Origin of the sequence: Pseudomonas sp. B21-048 (genome assembly GCF_024748615.1) — a bacterium.
Taxonomy (GTDB): domain Bacteria; phylum Pseudomonadota; class Gammaproteobacteria; order Pseudomonadales; family Pseudomonadaceae; genus Aquipseudomonas.
In genome coordinates, this window is record NZ_CP087168.1 from 3,543,057 (window position 1) to 3,559,104 (window position 16,048).

Genomic DNA, 16,048 nt, shown 5'->3' on the forward strand with positions numbered 1-16,048 from the left:
TGATCATATAACACCTACTTTTCCCCCAACAAAATCTTGTCCAGCCGCATCACTTCGATTTGGATATTGGAGTCCCAACCGCTAAAATCTTCGGGCAAATCAGATACACCATGATAAGATCCTTTTCTTCTTTGCGGTATGGCGATGAATTTTTTCATTACTATGCTCTCAATGTTTTCTCTAAAAAGCTGTTCCATCTCTTGTATTAATCTATTGTATGTCTGAGTAAATGTTATTTCTTCGGCGCCAAAATTTACGTATTTTTGGTACAGGATAGGTCCTGTATCTATGTTTTCATCAATCAGATGAATCGACACCCCGCTTGGAGTGGAGTCATAAAAAGACCAAAAATTTGGGTGAGCCCCCCGATTCCACGGCAGATATGAAATATGTAGATTAATTATAGGCACCGGAGAGCTCTCTATGATGTCTTGCTTAAGAATGTGCCTGTATCCGTAACTAATTATTGTGTCATAACCAGAGGTGGATTTAATTTTTTCTTCTGTGTGCCAAACCTCACAGTCAAAATCAATAAGATCGCCGATGAGTTTTGTTTTTTCTTCCGGATATCCAAGAAACAAAACTTTCGACTTTGGGTTCGGCACTTGCCTTACAAGTCTCGGACTCACTACTCTTTGCGCTGATTCTTTTTTTTGTTCGTTGCTCATAACGCGTACCGCTAGGTTGGTTTGTGGATGAGAGCTATTCTGATGTGACTTGGCTTGAGGTGTCTGACGCATGCGTAATCGGTATGAGACTCCGAAGCCTTGCAGCCGTGAAACTGTTCACCAGAGAGCCATAGCGATTCGCCCCCTTTCTTGACAGGATAGGGGTATGGCGGCCATCGCGGCTACAAACGATATACGCTCTGCTGGGCGATCTAGAAGGGCTCACCGAAAGGTGGGCCTTTTTTGTGCTTTTGATTTTTTGCAGAACGCTCACAAAATATCGGGTTAGTTCATCCTGGGCAATGTGAACTTCGGTAATAGCTATTCTGGGCTTTTGGATTCTTGTACTTCTCGCCTGTGAGGTGGGCAGGCGGCTCAACAATCGTGTGACCTAATATGCAGCCCATTGCAGGTGCAAAGGTGAACCGCCCCGCATGTCGTAGAAGCATGACCAGCAAACCGCCGATCACGCGCTGGGGCTGCTCCGCAGCCCAACGGGAGCAAGCTCCCTCGCCACAAAAGCATTTCCTTTTAGCGACTCTCGCGAATCATCTGCACTGAATCCCACGCACAAAAAAGCCCACTGACCGTCACCGGTTCAGTGGGCTTTCCGATTACGCTTCTACTTACAAAGCCATATCAGTCGCAGCATTAGCCTTCGGCGCCTTAGCCGGAGCCGCCGGAGCCGCCACCTGACCAATCACCGGCGGCGGAGTCAGCTCAAGCACCTTGGCGGTGTAAGCCCACTCTTCAGCCACTTTCGCAGGGTTGCTGTTCAGCTGAGTGCCATAGCTCGGCACGATCTGATGCAGCTTTTCCTGCCAGGCTGGGGTCGCAACCTTGTCCTTGAACACTTTCTGCAGCACGGTCAGCATGATCGGTGCAGCAGTCGAAGCGCCTGGCGATGCGCCCAGCAGACCAGCAATAGTGCCGTCAGCAGAAGCAACAATCTCGGTGCCCAGCTTCAGCACGCCACCCGCCGCTTCATCACGCTTGATGATTTGCACGCGTTGGCCGGCTTGCCACAGGCGCCAGTCTTCGGCTTTGGCGTTCGGGAAGTATTCTTTCAGGGCGTTCATGCGGTCTTCGTCAGACAGCATCAGTTGGCCTGCAAGGTACTCGACCAGCGGGTATTCCTTGATGCCGACCTTGGTCATTGGCCACACGTTGTGTGTGGTCGTGGTGGTCAGCAGGTCCAAGTACGAACCTTCTTTCAGGAACTTGGTGCTGAAGGTCGCGAATGGGCCAAACAGGATGACGCGCTTGCCGTCCAGTACACGGGTGTCCAGGTGCGGAACCGACATTGGCGGTGCGCCAACGGAGGCTTTGCCGTAGGCCTTGGCCAGGTGTTGTTCGGCGATGGTCGGGTTTTCCGTCACAAGGAACGAGCCGCCAACCGGGAAGCCTGCGTATTCCTTGGCTTCAGGAATGCCGGACTTCTGCAGCAGGTGCAGTGCACCGCCGCCCGCGCCGATAAAGACGAACTTGGCGTCGGTTTCGGTTTTGGTGCCGTCTTTCAGGTTTTTGTAGCTGACGCGCCAGCTGCCGTCTGCGTTCTTGGTGATGTCTTGCACTTCGCTAGACAGTTTCAAGTCGAACTTCGGTGTGGTTTGCAGGTGCGCGACGAACTGGCGGGTGATCTCGCCAAAGTTCATGTCGGTGCCGAGCGGGCTCCAGGTGGCCGCGACTTTCTGGTTCGGGTCACGCCCTTCCATCATCAGCGGAACCCACTTCTTGATCACAGCCGGGTCTTCGGAGTACTGCATGCCGGCGAACAGCGGGCTCGCTTGCAGGGCTTCGTAGCGCTTCTTCAGAAACTTGATGTTGTCATCGCCCCACACAAAGCTCATGTGCGGCGTGGAGTTGATGAACGAACGCGGGTTCTTCAGCACGCCTTGCTGAACTTGCCAGGCCCAGAACTGACGGGAGATCTGGAAGGCTTCGTTGATTTCAACGGCTTTGGCGATCTGGACGTTGCCCTTATCGTCTTCCGGGGTGTAGTTCAACTCGGCCAGGGCGGAGTGACCGGTACCGGCGTTGTTCCAGCCGTTGGAGCTTTCCTGGGCGACGCCGTCGAGGCGCTCGACCATTTCCATCGACAGGTCGGGTTCCAGCTCATTGAGCCATACACCCAGTGTTGCACTCATGATGCCGCCGCCAATGAGCAGCACATCGACTTTATTTGTCTCTTGCGCGTAGGCGGACGTGATCCCCATCGACAAAGCCAGCCCCAGCAGGGCTGTGTTCAGTTTCTTAAACATCTGTAGCACCTATGATAAACGCCATCCGCCCCCAATCCTCAATCATGAGCAACCCAAGTGTACGGGTACGCAGGCAGCGTGCCGTGGGTTCCTGCATGTACAAGGATTTGAAGGTGGGCACACAAGGCCGACGTGTCTCCATCGACCTCAGTTATATGTCCCTCGCGTACTGATTTTTATCATTATTGGCTCAGCTACTTTGAGCGACATTGATTCTGTCGGACGTCTGTGGACGTACGAACCGAATAAGTCAAACCAAATTAATGCGACAGAATATCACGCCACGGCCAGCCTGCGCGCCCGAAAGGACCCAACAGTCTAGACGGGACGGGGTCCGCGACCGGCGTCTTTGCTCAAACGTTCCAGCACAAACGCCTTGGCGTTGCGCGTCATCTGGTCGAGATGTCGGTCGCGCTGCTTCTCTGCATCGATCATCGCCCGCTTGCCGTGTTTCTGCAGCAGATACGTATGTATCTGCCGCACCTCTAAAGAACTGTAGATAGATGTGACATCTAATAAGCCCATCAAGCCTTCGGTGCCGTGATCACGGGTGTTCATCAGCACCTGAGTGCCGCGCACGCCCAACACTTGAAAGCCCATCGATTCGAACCAGGGCACCTTGGCGACGGTGCAGGTCAGTTCGGCATGCGAGTAACGGCTGAGCATGTCTTGCAGCATCGCCCGGGCGACACCCTGCCGCCGGTGGCTGGCCTGCACCGCCATGTACGCCACGCCGCACGCCTCGGGATCGTCCTTGACTGGGAGGTACAGCAGAAAGCCAACCACCCGCGCAGGGTCTTCATCGTCCGTTGCGACGATCAGCTCGACCGCAACGCCCTTGGCGCCGCCGAGCGCTTCGAGGTAGAGATGAACCTCGTAACCCACCGTGTATTGATAGACGTTGTACAACGGGTTGCTCGGCGCGATGCCCACCATGCTGATGTCAGTCAGGTTGTCGACGACCATCTGCAGGATCTGGTTGTTGATGGGCTCCGGGCACGGGGTGGCAAAGTGGGTGAGCTGGGGCATTGCGTTTCAGACTCCGGGTTAAGGCTTGCTGAGCATCAGCCCGCTATTGTCACAGATCGAGCCCCTCGCAGGAAAATCACCGCTCGGGCGCGACGATGCGGAAGCGGATGTTGATGTCGTTGGAGACAACCGTGTCACCCCACTCCCCTTCTCCGATCTTGAAGTCCCTGCGTTTCACAACGATGTCGCCATCGAAGATGCCGATGGCCTTTTCCGGCTTCAACTGCACCTTCACCTGCAACTCGCTCGTCATGCCTCTGAGCGAGAGGTTGCCAGTGATCAAGTAACGGTGGTCGCCCAGTGCTTTCACCCCGGTCGATTCAAAGGTTGCCACCGGATAGTCCGCCGTGTTGAACCAGGCGGGCTTTTGCAACTCGGTATTTGCATCACTGCCCCCGGCGTCAATGCTGGCAAGGTCGATGGTCAATCTGGCGTGGGCTGCGGTGGGGTTCGCCGTGTCGAAATCGAGCGTGGCGTCGAACTTGCCAAACGTACCGTACGCCCGGGAGCCGAACTGGTTATAGGTGAACGATATCTTGCTGGCGGTGGTGTTCACTTGGGTGTATTCGACGGCGTGGGCGCAGGGCAAAGTGCCGACTGTGAGGATGGCGAGCAACGTGGCGAAACGCGTGAATCGAGGGGTCATGGGATTCTCTGGTTGAAGCGCCCTTCAGGGATTAAGTACCACACCCGTTTGGCTGCGATAGCTGGACTTAAGCAAATATTCGCCGGTTACGCTAGATGCGGGGATAAATGCGGTCTGTAGCCGTTGGCAAAGCCCGCCGCTACAGATCCCATGACAACTTAAGGATTCGTCTGTAGGGGCTGACTACGAATAAGCCCCAACCATCCACTTCACTTTTTCCAGCGCCTCGCGCAATGCGCCCATTTCCACGGAGCCCAGCGCCAAGCGAAACGCATGCGGGACGTTGGCCGAGGTGGCAAAGGGTTCGGCGGTGGAAACCGACACGTTTTCGCGCATCAACGCCATGGCGATCTGGTCAGCCCTTGCGTCTTCCGACAACGGCAGCCAAAGAAAATACGACGATGGATGGCGAATGCAGCGCAGCCCCGCCAGGACCTCGGTGGCCACGGCTTGCCTGGCCTGTGCGTCGCGGCGTTTTTCGGCTTCCAGTTGCAGGACGGTGCCGTCGTCGAGCCATGCAGTGGCGATTGCCGTCATCACGCCCGGGGTATTCCAAGTGGTCGCTTTGATCGTGCGCTCCAGCACGGGCACGTGTTGAAGGGGGGCGACGACGAAGCCGACGCGCAGTCCGGTGGCCACACTCTTGGAGAGGCCTGACACGTAGACCGTCCTCTCGGGGGCTAGTGCCGCCAGCGGTGCGGGGGGATTTTCCGCCAGGAAGGCGTAAGCGGCATCCTCGATGATCAGCAGCCCATGCCGACGCGCAATCGTGACCAGGTATTCCCGTTGATCGGCACTCATCACCCATCCCAGCGGATTGTGCAGTGTCGGCATCGTGTACACGGCCCGCACGCGTCGATGCCGGCACAGGCTTTCCAATGCCTGCAGATCAGGTCCGTGATCGAGCACCGGAACGGGCACGATTTCAAGGTGCAATGAGTCGGCCAGGGCTTTGAATCCTGAATAGGTCAACGCATCCGCCGCAATCACATCACCGGGTTGCAACAGCGCCATCATCGTCACGGCCAACCCCTGCTGGGCACCGTTGACGATCAGCACCTGCTCCGCCTCGACCGTCAGACCTCGCACGCGCAGATGGCGCGCCACCGAGGCGCGTTCATGCGGGCGCCCCGCGTGTGGTTGATAGCGCAGCAGTGATTCCAGATCGCCGGCCGATGCGAGCTGACGCAGCGCATTGCGCAACAGTTCTGTCTGTCCGGGAAGCGCCGGATAGTTGAAGTTCAGGTCCGTCATGCCAGTGGCAACGGCATGCTGGTCGATAGCCTGGTTGGGTGACCACGAGGTTTCCCTGACGAATGTCCCCCGCCCCGCTTCCCCGCTGACCAGCCCCATGGCTTCCAGCTCCGCGTAGACCCGGGTTGCCGTCACCAAAGCCAGCCCTTCGGTTGCCGCCAACTGACGGTGCGTCGGCAAGCGCGTGCCGGGCAACAGTCGTCCAGAGCGGATAGCGGCTGCAAATTCATCCACCAGTGATTTGTAGCGTGAACGAGGCATGCGCAAGTGTATCCATGACAATATTTTGATTGTATTGAGTTTCATCCATACGATGCCCCCCATGCAACCCACATAAGGGAGTGCTCAATGGAACGCACATCGAACCTGAAACACCACACCACGGAAAAGACCGCGAGCGGATGGCTCAATGGGTTCATCGGCGTGCTCATCTTCAGCGGCTCGCTGCCTGCGACGCGGGTGGCCGTTCTGGAGTTTGACCCGGTCTTTTTGACGGTGGCCCGGGCCAGCATCGCGGCCATTTTGGCATTGTGCATGTTGCTGCTTTTCAATGAAAAGCGACCGGCCAAGCGTCAGCTTCTCTCCCTGGCAATCGTGGCGCTGGGCGTTGTATTCGGGTTTCCGCTGCTGACGGCGCTGGCGTTGCAATATGTGACCTCTGCGCATTCCATCGTCTTCGTCGGCCTGCTGCCACTGGCCACGGCAGCCTTCGGAGTCTGGCGCGGTGGAGAGCGTCCCCGGTCGGTTTTCTGGTTCTTCTCGGTGTTGGGCAGCCTGCTGGTGGTGGGGTTTGCCGTTTCCCAAGGCCTGACGGCTTCTCCGGCGGGGGACATCCTGATGTTGCTGGCCATCCTCGCGTGTGGATTGGGCTATGCAGAAGGTGCGAAGCTTTCAAGAACGCTGGGCGGCTGGCAGGTGATTTCCTGGGCCCTGGTGCTGTCATTGCCCGTCATGATCCCGCTGACCTGGTACCTGGCCCCGCCTTCGCTCTCGGAAATAACGCCGACCGCATGGTTCAGCCTGGCTTACGTCTCGCTGTTCAGCATGTTTCTCGGCTTCGTGTTCTGGTACCGCGGGCTGGCCCAGGGCGGAATTGCCGCCGTCGGTCAGCTTCAATTGCTGCAGCCGTTTTTTGGCCTGGCGCTGGCGGCCACGCTGCTGCATGAACACGTCAGCCTGGGCATGTTGGGTGTGACGGTTGCGGTAATCCTTTGCGTGGTCGGAGCACGAACGTTTTCGAAGTAGATCGCGTTCCGTCTGCAGGTTGGCTTCGGCACCGCAGGAAGACTAATCTTTTAAGGTAAGGCCTGAATCTGTCGTGGTGGACCGGCCTCCGAGATGTTTCCGGCCCACCGCCGTACTCGATAGGAGGAATGAAAAATGGCCAATGTCGAGAAGAAAATGCCGGTGCACACCGACGACGAAAAAACCAATCAGCAACCGATGGCGACAGACCCTTGGCGGCCCTTGGATAGACTGCGCCAACAGGTCGATCACCTGTTCGAAGACTTCAATCGTGGGTCGGGGCTGACGCCTTTCCGGCGCGGGCTGTTTGATGTCGAACCGTTCTGGAGTCGGGAATTTATCGGCCGCAGCCTGCCGGCGGTGGACATTACCGAGAAGGATGAAAGCTTCGAAATCACCGCTGAACTGCCAGGCATGGATCAGGACAATATCGACATCAAATTGTCCAACGGCAATCTGATCATCAAAGGTGAAAAGAAAGAGGACAAGGAAGAGAAAAGAAAGGGCTATCACCTGTCAGAGCGTCACTATGGCTCTTTCCAGCGAGCGTTCAGCCTGCCCAAAGGCGTTGATGCCGACAAAATCGAAGCGAACTTCAGCAAAGGTGTGCTGAGTATTTCGTTGCCGAAAAAACCCGAAGCCATAAACGCGGACAAAAAGGTGCAAATCAAATCCAGCTGAACCCGAGACAGCCCTTAGCGCAAAAAAGCCCCTTGTCGGGAAGCCGGCACGGGGCTTTTTTGTCGTGGTCTAACAAATAACCGGGCAGACGCGGCCAATGCCAATCAGTTAAGGGCACCGCTGGCTTCTACAAGAAGCGGTTTACAGGCGCGGCTCGTTATGAACGACTCTACGTTCCCACGCTGAGCCAAGGCCATGAAAAAGAACGAACAGTGGAACCTGTCCTACTTCGCGATCGCTTTTATCGTGTTGAGCCTCATGCAGGTTTTCTTTGGCGAGCGCCAAGCCGTGCAGCCCCTCCCCTACAGCCAATTCCTGCAACTGTTGAACGAGCAGAAAGTCAGCGATTTGCGGGTCGATAAGGACCAGATCAGTGGCAAGTTGCAAGAGCCCATCGACGGACACGATCGGTTCTCCACGGTGAGGGTCGATCCGGCGCTGGCCACGGAACTCTCTCAATCGGGTGTCGGATTTACTGGAATCACTGAAAACACCTTTATGAACGGCCTGCTGGGCTGGTTGTTGCCGTTTGTCCTGATCATGGTGTTCTGGAATTTCCTGTTTCGCGGGATGGCGGACAAACAAGGCCTTGGCGGGCTGATGAATGTCGGCAAGTCACGGGCCAGGATCTTTGTCGAACGCGACACCGGGGTGACCTTCGCCGATGTCGCGGGCATCGACGAAGCCAAGGCCGAGCTGGTGGAAATCGTCTCGTTCCTTAAGGACAAGGCCCGATACGCACGCCTGGGCGCGCACATTCCCAAGGGCACCTTGCTGGTCGGCCCACCAGGCACCGGCAAGACGCTGGTGGCCAAAGCCATCGCCGGTGAAGCCGGTGTACCGTTTTTCTCAATCTCGGGCTCCGAGTTCGTCGAAATGTTCGTCGGCGTCGGTGCGGCCCGGGTCCGCGACCTGTTCGAACAGGCCAGGCAGGCGGCGCCCTGCATCATCTTCATCGATGAACTCGACGCGCTGGGCAAGATGCGCGGCGTCGGTACGCTGGGTGGCAATGACGAAAAAGAACAGACCCTCAACCAGTTACTGGCTGAACTGGATGGCTTCGATCCTCGTGAGGGCGTCGTGTTGCTGGCGGCGACCAACCGGCCGGAGGTCCTCGATCCGGCATTGTTGCGGGCCGGCCGCTTCGACCGGCAGATTCTGATCGACCGCCCCGATCGCAAAGGACGGGAGGCGATCCTTAAGGTTCATCTGCAGAAAATCACCGTGGAGCCAGGGCTCGATGGTGCGCGTATTGCCGAGATCACCACTGGCTTCACCGGCGCCGACCTGGCCAACCTGGTTAACGAAGCAGCCATTGTCGCCACCCGTCGCGACGCCGAAGCGGTCAACCTGGACGATTTTACCGCGGCAGTAGAACGCCTCATCGCCGGGCTCGAACGCAAGAGCAACCTGCTCGATCCCGACGAGCGCCGGGTGGTGGCCTATCACGAAATGGGGCATGCCCTGGCCGCCAGCACGCTGCCGGCGATGGACCCGGTGCATAAAGTGTCGATCGTGCCCCGCGCCATAGGCTCGCTCGGCTATACCCTGCAGCGACCGACCGAGGATCATTTCCTGATCAGTTGCCAGACCCTCAAGGACCGGATTGTCGTGCTGATGTCCGGGCGCGCCGCCGAGGACCTTGTCTATGGCCAGATATCCACCGGGGCCGCCGATGATCTGGGTCGCGCGACTGATATCGCCCGGCAACTGATCACCCGGTTCGGCATGAGCCCCGAACTCGGACAGTCGGTGCTGGAGCGGCAAAACGCAACGTACCTGGGGGACCGCATGGCCACGGTGGGCGAGAAAGACTATTCAGAACAAACCGCCCGGGAAATCGACCTGGGCATTCGCGCCCTGCTCGATGAAGCCTACCAACGGGCCAAGGCATTGCTTGCGAGTCGTCGGGCCGACCTGGATGAGGGGGCCCGCCTGTTGCTGGAAAAAGAAACGCTCACGCCTGAGGAATTCCCGCCACTACTACCGTTGAAACCAGCCCCGGCATTGCCGCGACCGTGACGCTACTGATCAATCCGCTGATGGTATCCATCCCCATTCGGTGTTTTTTCCGACACTGTCCACCAACAGCGCTAGGCTTACAAACGATGTGGTGATTATTCGCCATTTTGCAGGGAGCGCAAAAATGGAACTCATTAACCGTTGGCAGTCTCTCTCTCAGGATGGCCCAGGGAGGAATGCCGCAATGGAGCTTTCCAATCATTACAAATGGACTGCCTTGGGCGCCATTGCGCTGACCCTTTTCAGCGTACTGATATTTTTGCTGATCAAATCCTATTCCTACGATACGTCGACCTACTTCGAATCGCGCGACTTCGTGCGCCAACTCAAGCAGTACGATGCCAATTGGAACGTGAAGATTCTGAGAGCCAAAATCGGCCTGAACAACAATTTGTTTCTGGGGACGCCCGCTGAAGCAGAACAGCGATGGGCGCAGATCGACAACCTCAATGCGATTGGCCCTCTCTCGACCCTTTGGCAAACCCGACGCCAGGGTTATCTGGATGCGGTAGAAAACAAAACGCGGTTGGTTGAGCAATTCAAACAACACAATACGGTGTTGCGTACGTCACTGGATGCCCTGCCTGAGCTGGAAGACAACATTCAGTCGCTGCGGGAAGATTTCAACGTCAAACACCCGTTGTTGCATGCCGAGGCGGCCTCACTGGTATTCGATCTTACGTTGGACACCCTTGAATACGCCCTCTATGTTTCCACCGAAAGGGCTGAGGAAATCTCCGGACATCTGAAAGACCTGAATGGATACATCAATCAACTGCTACCGGAACAGCGCCCGCCTTTCACGGCATTTGTAGGGGCTGTGAATGCCATCGTTCGAGAGCAACCCATCGTCAATGACTTGCTTGATCGCATCAGTGTGATTCCGGTCGCACGGCAGCTCGACAGCATCACCGAGTTATTGAACGAGACACAACGGCGCACCGGCGCGACAGACCGCCAATATCACCTTTATCTGGGAATATGCGCCGGCATCATGGCGCTGCTGTTGTTGTACCTGGCCGTTCGCCTGATTCGCAGTTATGCCGTGATCAACAAGATGAACAATGAGTTGCAAATGGCAAACGAACGGCTGGAACAACGGGTCGAGGAGCGCACCCGCGAACTGCTGGAAGCCGAGCGCGAACTGGTCGATGCCGCGCGGATGGCCGGCATGGCGGAGATCGCAACCAACGTGTTGCACAACGTAGGCAATGTGCTGAACAGCGTTAACGTCTCGGCAGACTTGATTACCCGCAAATTGGCGGCCAGCAAAACCCTTGGCTTGGGTAAAGCAGTGAACATGATGAACGAGCATGCCCAAGACCTGGGGCAGTTCATGATGCACGATGAAAAAGGCAAACTGCTTCCCGTTTACCTCAATCAACTGGTCGACTCCATTGCGGCCGAGCAATCGAGCATCGTTGATGAACTGGCGCAACTCACCAAAAGCATCGATCACATCAAGGACATCGTAGCCACCCAACAAGCCTATGCCGGCGCCGCCAGGCTGGTCGAGCCGTTGAACGTCGTCGATCTGTTCGAGGATGCGTTACGCATGAATTCCGGTGCTCTGAGTCGACACCATGTCACGGTTACCAAGGACTACCAGGCGACACCGACCATCATTGGCGATAAACACCGGCTGCTGTTGATCCTGATTAACCTGATCAGTAATGCCAAATATGCGATGACCAAGGTCAGTGATCATCAGCGCCATATGACGCTGGGCATCAAGATTATCGATAACGCCACGCTGCGCTTCAGTGTAGAGGATCAGGGTGAAGGGATCGCCGCCGAGAACCTGACCCGCATCTTCAATCACGGTTTTACCACGCGCAAGGAAGGCCATGGATTCGGCCTGCACAGCTGCGCACTCGCGGCGGTGGAGATGAATGGGCACCTTCGCGTCCATAGTGACGGACGAGGCCAGGGAGCGCTTTTCACCCTGGAGATTCCGCTGGAGACAGCCGAGGCATTGCCGACCGCTGGAATGTCAGTCAGTTAAGCGCAGAACCCATGGGGCTTTCACAATTACCCCACCAAGGCCATCAACTGCTGGCGCTGCGCATCCGTGAGCATCGGGCCGAAACCGGCACCGGCGTTTTGCGCCATGTAGCGCGGGTTGCTCGTGCCTGGGATGACGCAGGTCACCGCCGGATGAGCCAGCAGGAACTTGAGCGCCAGTTGCGCCCAACTGTTGACCCCCACTTGCGCAGCCCATCCCGGCAGCGGTTTGCCTTTCAATCGAGCGAGCAAGCCACCGCCGCCGAAAGGCCGATTGCAGATCACTGCCACTCCGCGTTCACGACACAGCGGCAGGATTCGTTTCTCGACGCCGCGGTCATCCAGGGCATAGTTGATCTGCAAAAAATCCAGCGGTTCGGCTTTCAACACCGCCTCCACTTCATCATAGGCCGACGCTGTGTAATGGGTGATGCCGATGTAGCGGATGCGCCCTTCTGCCTTCCATTGGCGCAGAGTGGACAGGTGGGTTTTCCAGTCCAGCAGGTTGTGAATCTGCATCAGATCGATACGGTCTGTCTGCAATAGCTTGAAGGACTGTTCCATCTGCGCGATGCCTTCTTCCCGACCCTGAGTCCAGACTTTGGTGGCCAGAAACGCTGGCGAACGAGGCCGATGGATCGACAGCAATTCACCGGTCGTCTGCTCGGCCCGACCGTACATGGGCGAGACGTCGATCAGCTTTGCACCCTTATCGAACAATGCATTGAGAACGGCGGGCAGGCTCTTGTAAGCGGGACTTGAGGGCTCGACATCAAAGCCACGATAAGTGCCCAATCCGACGATGGGTAATGGTTCGTTGCTGGAGGGAATCGCTCGGGTCAGCATGTTCTTGCCTCCTGTTTCCATCGACGGCACCGATGCAGCAAAGGCCGGATAGAAGGTGAAGACCACCGAAACACCGGCAGCCAGCGTGAGTATTTCTACTGCGGGTGAAAACAACCACGGGCATGGGCCAATACCAGTCAGTCAAGCGTGATACTGAACCTGTTGCGAGGGAGCTTGCTCCCTCGCAACAGGTAATTCATTGCTTGTTCTATTTTCTGACTGACTGGCATTGGGCACCTCTCCTGTACAGCTGAAATCAGTGAACTACACTTTGGCGGCACTCAAGCAATCGCTGTCTCAAGGCCCAAAGCAGTCAATGTCGTCCACTAAACTTAGCCGAATGTCACGAAGCCTGGTGTCTCTCTTCGCATTTGTTGTCGTTGCGTACCTGCTGCTCTGCGCCGCGCTGTTTGTGTTTCAACGCGCGCTTATCTACTACCCGCAGCCACGTGCCATCGACGCCCCCGAAACACTGCTGATGTTGCAAGTCGCCGACGCGCAGGTGCTGGTGACCGTCAGGCCCCACGACGGCCCGAAGGCGTTGATCTACTTCGGCGGCAATGCCGAGGATGTTTCCCGCAGCCTGCCCGGGTTTTCGCAGGCCTTTGCCGATCATGCGATCTATTTGCTGCATTACCGAGGCTACGGCGGCAGTTCCGGGTCGCCGTCCGAGGAGGCGATTCAGCGCGATGCCATGACCTTGTTCGACATGGTTTTCAACACCCACCCCACTATCGCCGTGGTCGGACGCAGCCTGGGCTCGGGCGTCGCCGTGCGCCTGGCCAGCCAACGCCCGGCCTCGCGGCTGATCCTGATCACGCCCTACAACAGCCTTGAAGACCTTGCCGTACGCCAGTTCCCCTGGTTCCCGGTGAAATGGCTGCTTCAGGACAGGTTCGAATCATGGAAATACGCCGCTCACATCAGCGTACCGACGCTATTGATCGCGGCCGAGCACGACGAAGTCATACCGCGTTCAAGCACAGAAAAGCTCTACACCCATTTCGCCAAGGGCGTGGCCACGCTGCAGGTGATACCGGGCACGGGCCACAATTCGATATCCGAAAGCCCCCAATATCTCAAGCTGCTGGGTTCCGCGCTGTGAAGGGCCGCACACCCGCAGGCGCATCGGAAGGCCGTCACACAATCGACATCAATACTTAACATTTTTTTACATTTGAGCAGGCAGGGTATAAGCCTTATTGACAGTGCAATGAAGCAAGGCAAGGAGCCAACGGTGGTATCGACCCAAAAAAATACGCTGATCAGCGCGCACTCGAGGGTGATTGTCATGCAAAGGCATCCGTTGTGCAGGACGGGGATTTGTCGCGCGCAGGTACAGGCTTCATGACGGTTCTGGTCACGGGCGCCGCCGGTTTCATCGGGCATCACACCGTCAAGCGTTTGTGTCGCGAAGGCATTGAAGTGGTCGGTATCGACAACCTCAACGACTACTACAGCGTGGAACTCAAACACGCACGGCTCAAGGAACTGGAATCCTTGCCGGGCTTTCGTTTCCAGCAGCTGGACATTGTCGATAAACCGGCCTTGATGGCGTTGTTCGAAGACCATGCGTTCACCGAGGTTGTGCACCTGGCGGCCCAAGCGGGCATTCGCCATTCGCTGGACAACCCGGACGTCTATGCGCAGTCCAATATGGTGGGGTTTCTCAATGTGCTGGAAGCCTGCCGGCACCATCGCCCCGCGCATCTGATCTATGCCTCGAGCAGCTCGGTGTACGGCACCAACCGCAAAATGCCGTTCAGCGTCGAAGACGCCGTCGATCATCCCATTTCGCTGTATGCCGCCACAAAACGGGCCAATGAACTGTTGGCGCACAGCTATTGCCACCTCTATGGCCTGAAGGCCAGCGGCCTGCGCTTTTTTACCGTTTACGGGCCTTGGGGGCGCCCCGACATGGCGCTGTTCAAGTTTACCGAGGCGATCCTTAAAGGCTTGCCGATCGACATCTATAACCATGGCCAGATGTCGCGCGACTTCACCTACATCGACGACATCGTCGAAAGCATCGCTCGCCTGCGTCCAAAGCCACCGGTGCCGAATGCGCCAGACGCCGGCGTAAACCGAATATTCAACATAGGCCGCGGCCAGCCGGTGCCACTGCTGGAGTTCGTCGATTGCCTGGAAGCGGCGCTGGGCGTCAAAGCCCAACGCAACTTCATGCCGCTACAGGCAGGCGATGTGGTCAAGACCTGGGCCGATATTTCGGCACTGGCCGAGTGGGTCGACTTCCGCCCTCAAGTGCCGGTTGAGACAGGCGTGGCGGAGTTTGTGAAGTGGTATCGCCACTTCTACCAGATATGAAACGTGAGCCCTTGATAATAAAAGACCAAGGAGCAAGGGGGAGGACTCTATGAGCCAAGACATTTTTGTATCTGTATTGATTCCAGCAAAGAACGAAGCGAACAACCTCAAACCGTTACTTGAGGAAATCCGCACCGCAATGGCCGATGAGGCCTACGAAATCATTGTCGTGGACGATGGCAGCACCGATGCCACCTTGCATGAACTGCGGCAGATGAAAAGCAGCGGCCTGAACACATTGCGCATCCTGCGTCATGAGCGCTCGCTGGGGCAAAGCACCTCGCTCTATCACGCGGCGCTCAACGCCCGGGGGCAATGGCTGGCAACACTCGATGGCGACGGTCAAAACGACCCGGCGGACATCCCCGGGATGTTGGCGCTGGTGCGCGGTGAACAGGGTCTGGTCGACGTTCAATTGGTGGCCGGACACCGGGTCAACCGCCGCGATACCGCGAGCAAGCGCTGGGCCTCGCGTTTCGCCAACGGCCTGCGCAGTCGCCTGCTTAACGACGCCACCCCGGACACCGGCTGCGGGCTGAAGCTGATCGAGCGCGCGGCGTTTCTGCGCTTGCCGTACTTCGATCATATGCATCGGTTCATTCCCGCCCTGATCCAGCGGCACAACGGCCGCATGATCGTCCACCCGGTCAATCACCGCCCCCGCACCGCCGGGGTGTCCAAATACGGCAACATCGACCGTGCCCTGGTGGGCATTCTCGACCTGTTCGGCGTGTGGTGGCTGATCAAGCGCACACGGTTGAACACCAACGCACAGGAGATCGAAGGATGAACCTCTCCCGCGAAACCCTGTGGCTGGTGATCGGCTTCGGTGGCCAGATCGCCTTCACCGGTCGCTTCGTCTTGCAGTGGCTGTACAGCGAATACAAGAAACGCAGCGTGATCCCGGTGAGCTTCTGGTACCTGAGTATCGTTGGCAGCACCCTGCTGTTCGCTTATGCCATTTACCGCGAAGACCCGGTCTTCATTGTCGGTCAGGCCTTTGGCTCCATCGTCTATTTGCGCAACTTGCAATTGATTGCCCGCAGCAAACACTTGAAGGACTGAGC

14 protein-coding genes are annotated in these 16,048 nt (G+C 57.2%); 8 read left to right on the forward strand and 6 right to left on the reverse strand.

Features of this window, described 5'->3' with window-relative positions; genetic code table 11:
- Window positions 1-14: 14 nt before the first annotated feature.
- The 5 genes from LOY56_RS16570 to LOY56_RS16590 form a co-directional block, all read right to left on the reverse strand.
- Window positions 15-740 (reverse strand): formyltransferase family protein, encoded by a 726-nt coding sequence (locus LOY56_RS16570; protein WP_258615702.1) that lies wholly within the window; start codon window positions 738-740, stop codon window positions 15-17.
- Between the two features lie 554 nt (window positions 741-1,294).
- Window positions 1,295-2,929, reverse strand: coding sequence for a malate dehydrogenase (quinone) (mqo, locus tag LOY56_RS16575; RefSeq protein WP_258615703.1), 1,635 nt, complete (start codon window positions 2,927-2,929; stop codon window positions 1,295-1,297).
- 318 nt (window positions 2,930-3,247) lie between these two features.
- Window positions 3,248-3,958, reverse strand: coding sequence for a GNAT family N-acetyltransferase (locus tag LOY56_RS16580; RefSeq protein WP_258615704.1), 711 nt, complete (start codon window positions 3,956-3,958; stop codon window positions 3,248-3,250).
- Window positions 3,959-4,034: 76 nt separating this feature from the next.
- A complete protein-coding gene (locus LOY56_RS16585) occupies window positions 4,035-4,604 on the reverse strand; it encodes a YceI family protein (RefSeq protein ID WP_258615705.1) in 570 nt (189 codons plus the stop codon).
- A gap of 183 nt (window positions 4,605-4,787) precedes the next feature.
- Window positions 4,788-6,119: a PLP-dependent aminotransferase family protein gene (locus LOY56_RS16590; protein WP_258615706.1), complete on the reverse strand. Its 1,332-nt coding sequence runs from the start codon at window positions 6,117-6,119 to the stop codon at window positions 4,788-4,790.
- 87 nt (window positions 6,120-6,206) lie between these two features.
- On the opposite strand from LOY56_RS16590, the gene LOY56_RS16595 reads away from it, so the two are divergent.
- From LOY56_RS16595 to LOY56_RS16610, 4 genes are all read left to right on the forward strand, one after another.
- Window positions 6,207-7,103 (forward strand): DMT family transporter, encoded by an 897-nt coding sequence (locus LOY56_RS16595; protein ID WP_258615708.1) that lies wholly within the window; start codon window positions 6,207-6,209, stop codon window positions 7,101-7,103.
- Between the two features lie 135 nt (window positions 7,104-7,238).
- Window positions 7,239-7,784 carry an Hsp20/alpha crystallin family protein gene (locus tag LOY56_RS16600; protein ID WP_258615709.1) on the forward strand — a complete coding sequence of 182 codons (546 nt, stop codon included), beginning with the start codon at window positions 7,239-7,241 and terminating at the stop codon, window positions 7,782-7,784.
- A 195-nt stretch (window positions 7,785-7,979) separates the two neighbouring features.
- On the forward strand, window positions 7,980-9,806 hold the full coding sequence (gene ftsH / locus LOY56_RS16605) for an ATP-dependent zinc metalloprotease FtsH (protein ID WP_258615711.1): 1,827 nt from the start codon (window positions 7,980-7,982) through the stop codon (window positions 9,804-9,806).
- Window positions 9,807-9,990: 184 nt separating this feature from the next.
- Window positions 9,991-11,811: a HAMP domain-containing histidine kinase gene (locus LOY56_RS16610; RefSeq protein ID WP_258615716.1), complete on the forward strand. Its 1,821-nt coding sequence runs from the start codon at window positions 9,991-9,993 to the stop codon at window positions 11,809-11,811.
- A gap of 26 nt (window positions 11,812-11,837) precedes the next feature.
- On the opposite strand, the gene LOY56_RS16615 is transcribed toward LOY56_RS16610, so the two are convergent.
- Complete coding sequence (locus LOY56_RS16615; protein WP_309474888.1) at window positions 11,838-12,656, reverse strand: aldo/keto reductase; 819 nt, start codon at window positions 12,654-12,656, stop codon at window positions 11,838-11,840.
- 316 nt (window positions 12,657-12,972) lie between these two features.
- On the opposite strand from LOY56_RS16615, the gene LOY56_RS16620 reads away from it, so the two are divergent.
- From LOY56_RS16620 to LOY56_RS16635, 4 genes are all read left to right on the forward strand, one after another.
- Entirely contained in the window at window positions 12,973-13,761 is a 789-nt protein-coding gene (locus LOY56_RS16620; protein ID WP_408980390.1) for an alpha/beta hydrolase, read from the forward strand.
- Between the two features lie 242 nt (window positions 13,762-14,003).
- On the forward strand, window positions 14,004-14,981 hold the full coding sequence (locus LOY56_RS16625; protein WP_258615720.1) for an NAD-dependent epimerase: 978 nt from the start codon (window positions 14,004-14,006) through the stop codon (window positions 14,979-14,981).
- Window positions 14,982-15,030: 49 nt separating this feature from the next.
- Window positions 15,031-15,771, forward strand: coding sequence for a glycosyltransferase family 2 protein (locus tag LOY56_RS16630; RefSeq protein ID WP_258615722.1), 741 nt, complete (start codon window positions 15,031-15,033; stop codon window positions 15,769-15,771).
- Window positions 15,768-16,046, forward strand: a complete 279-nt coding sequence (locus LOY56_RS16635) for a lipid-A-disaccharide synthase N-terminal domain-containing protein (protein ID WP_205889716.1) — start codon at window positions 15,768-15,770, stop codon at window positions 16,044-16,046. The genes LOY56_RS16630 and LOY56_RS16635 overlap by 4 nt, the downstream gene beginning before the upstream one ends.
- The last annotated feature ends 2 nt before the right edge of the window (window positions 16,047-16,048 follow it).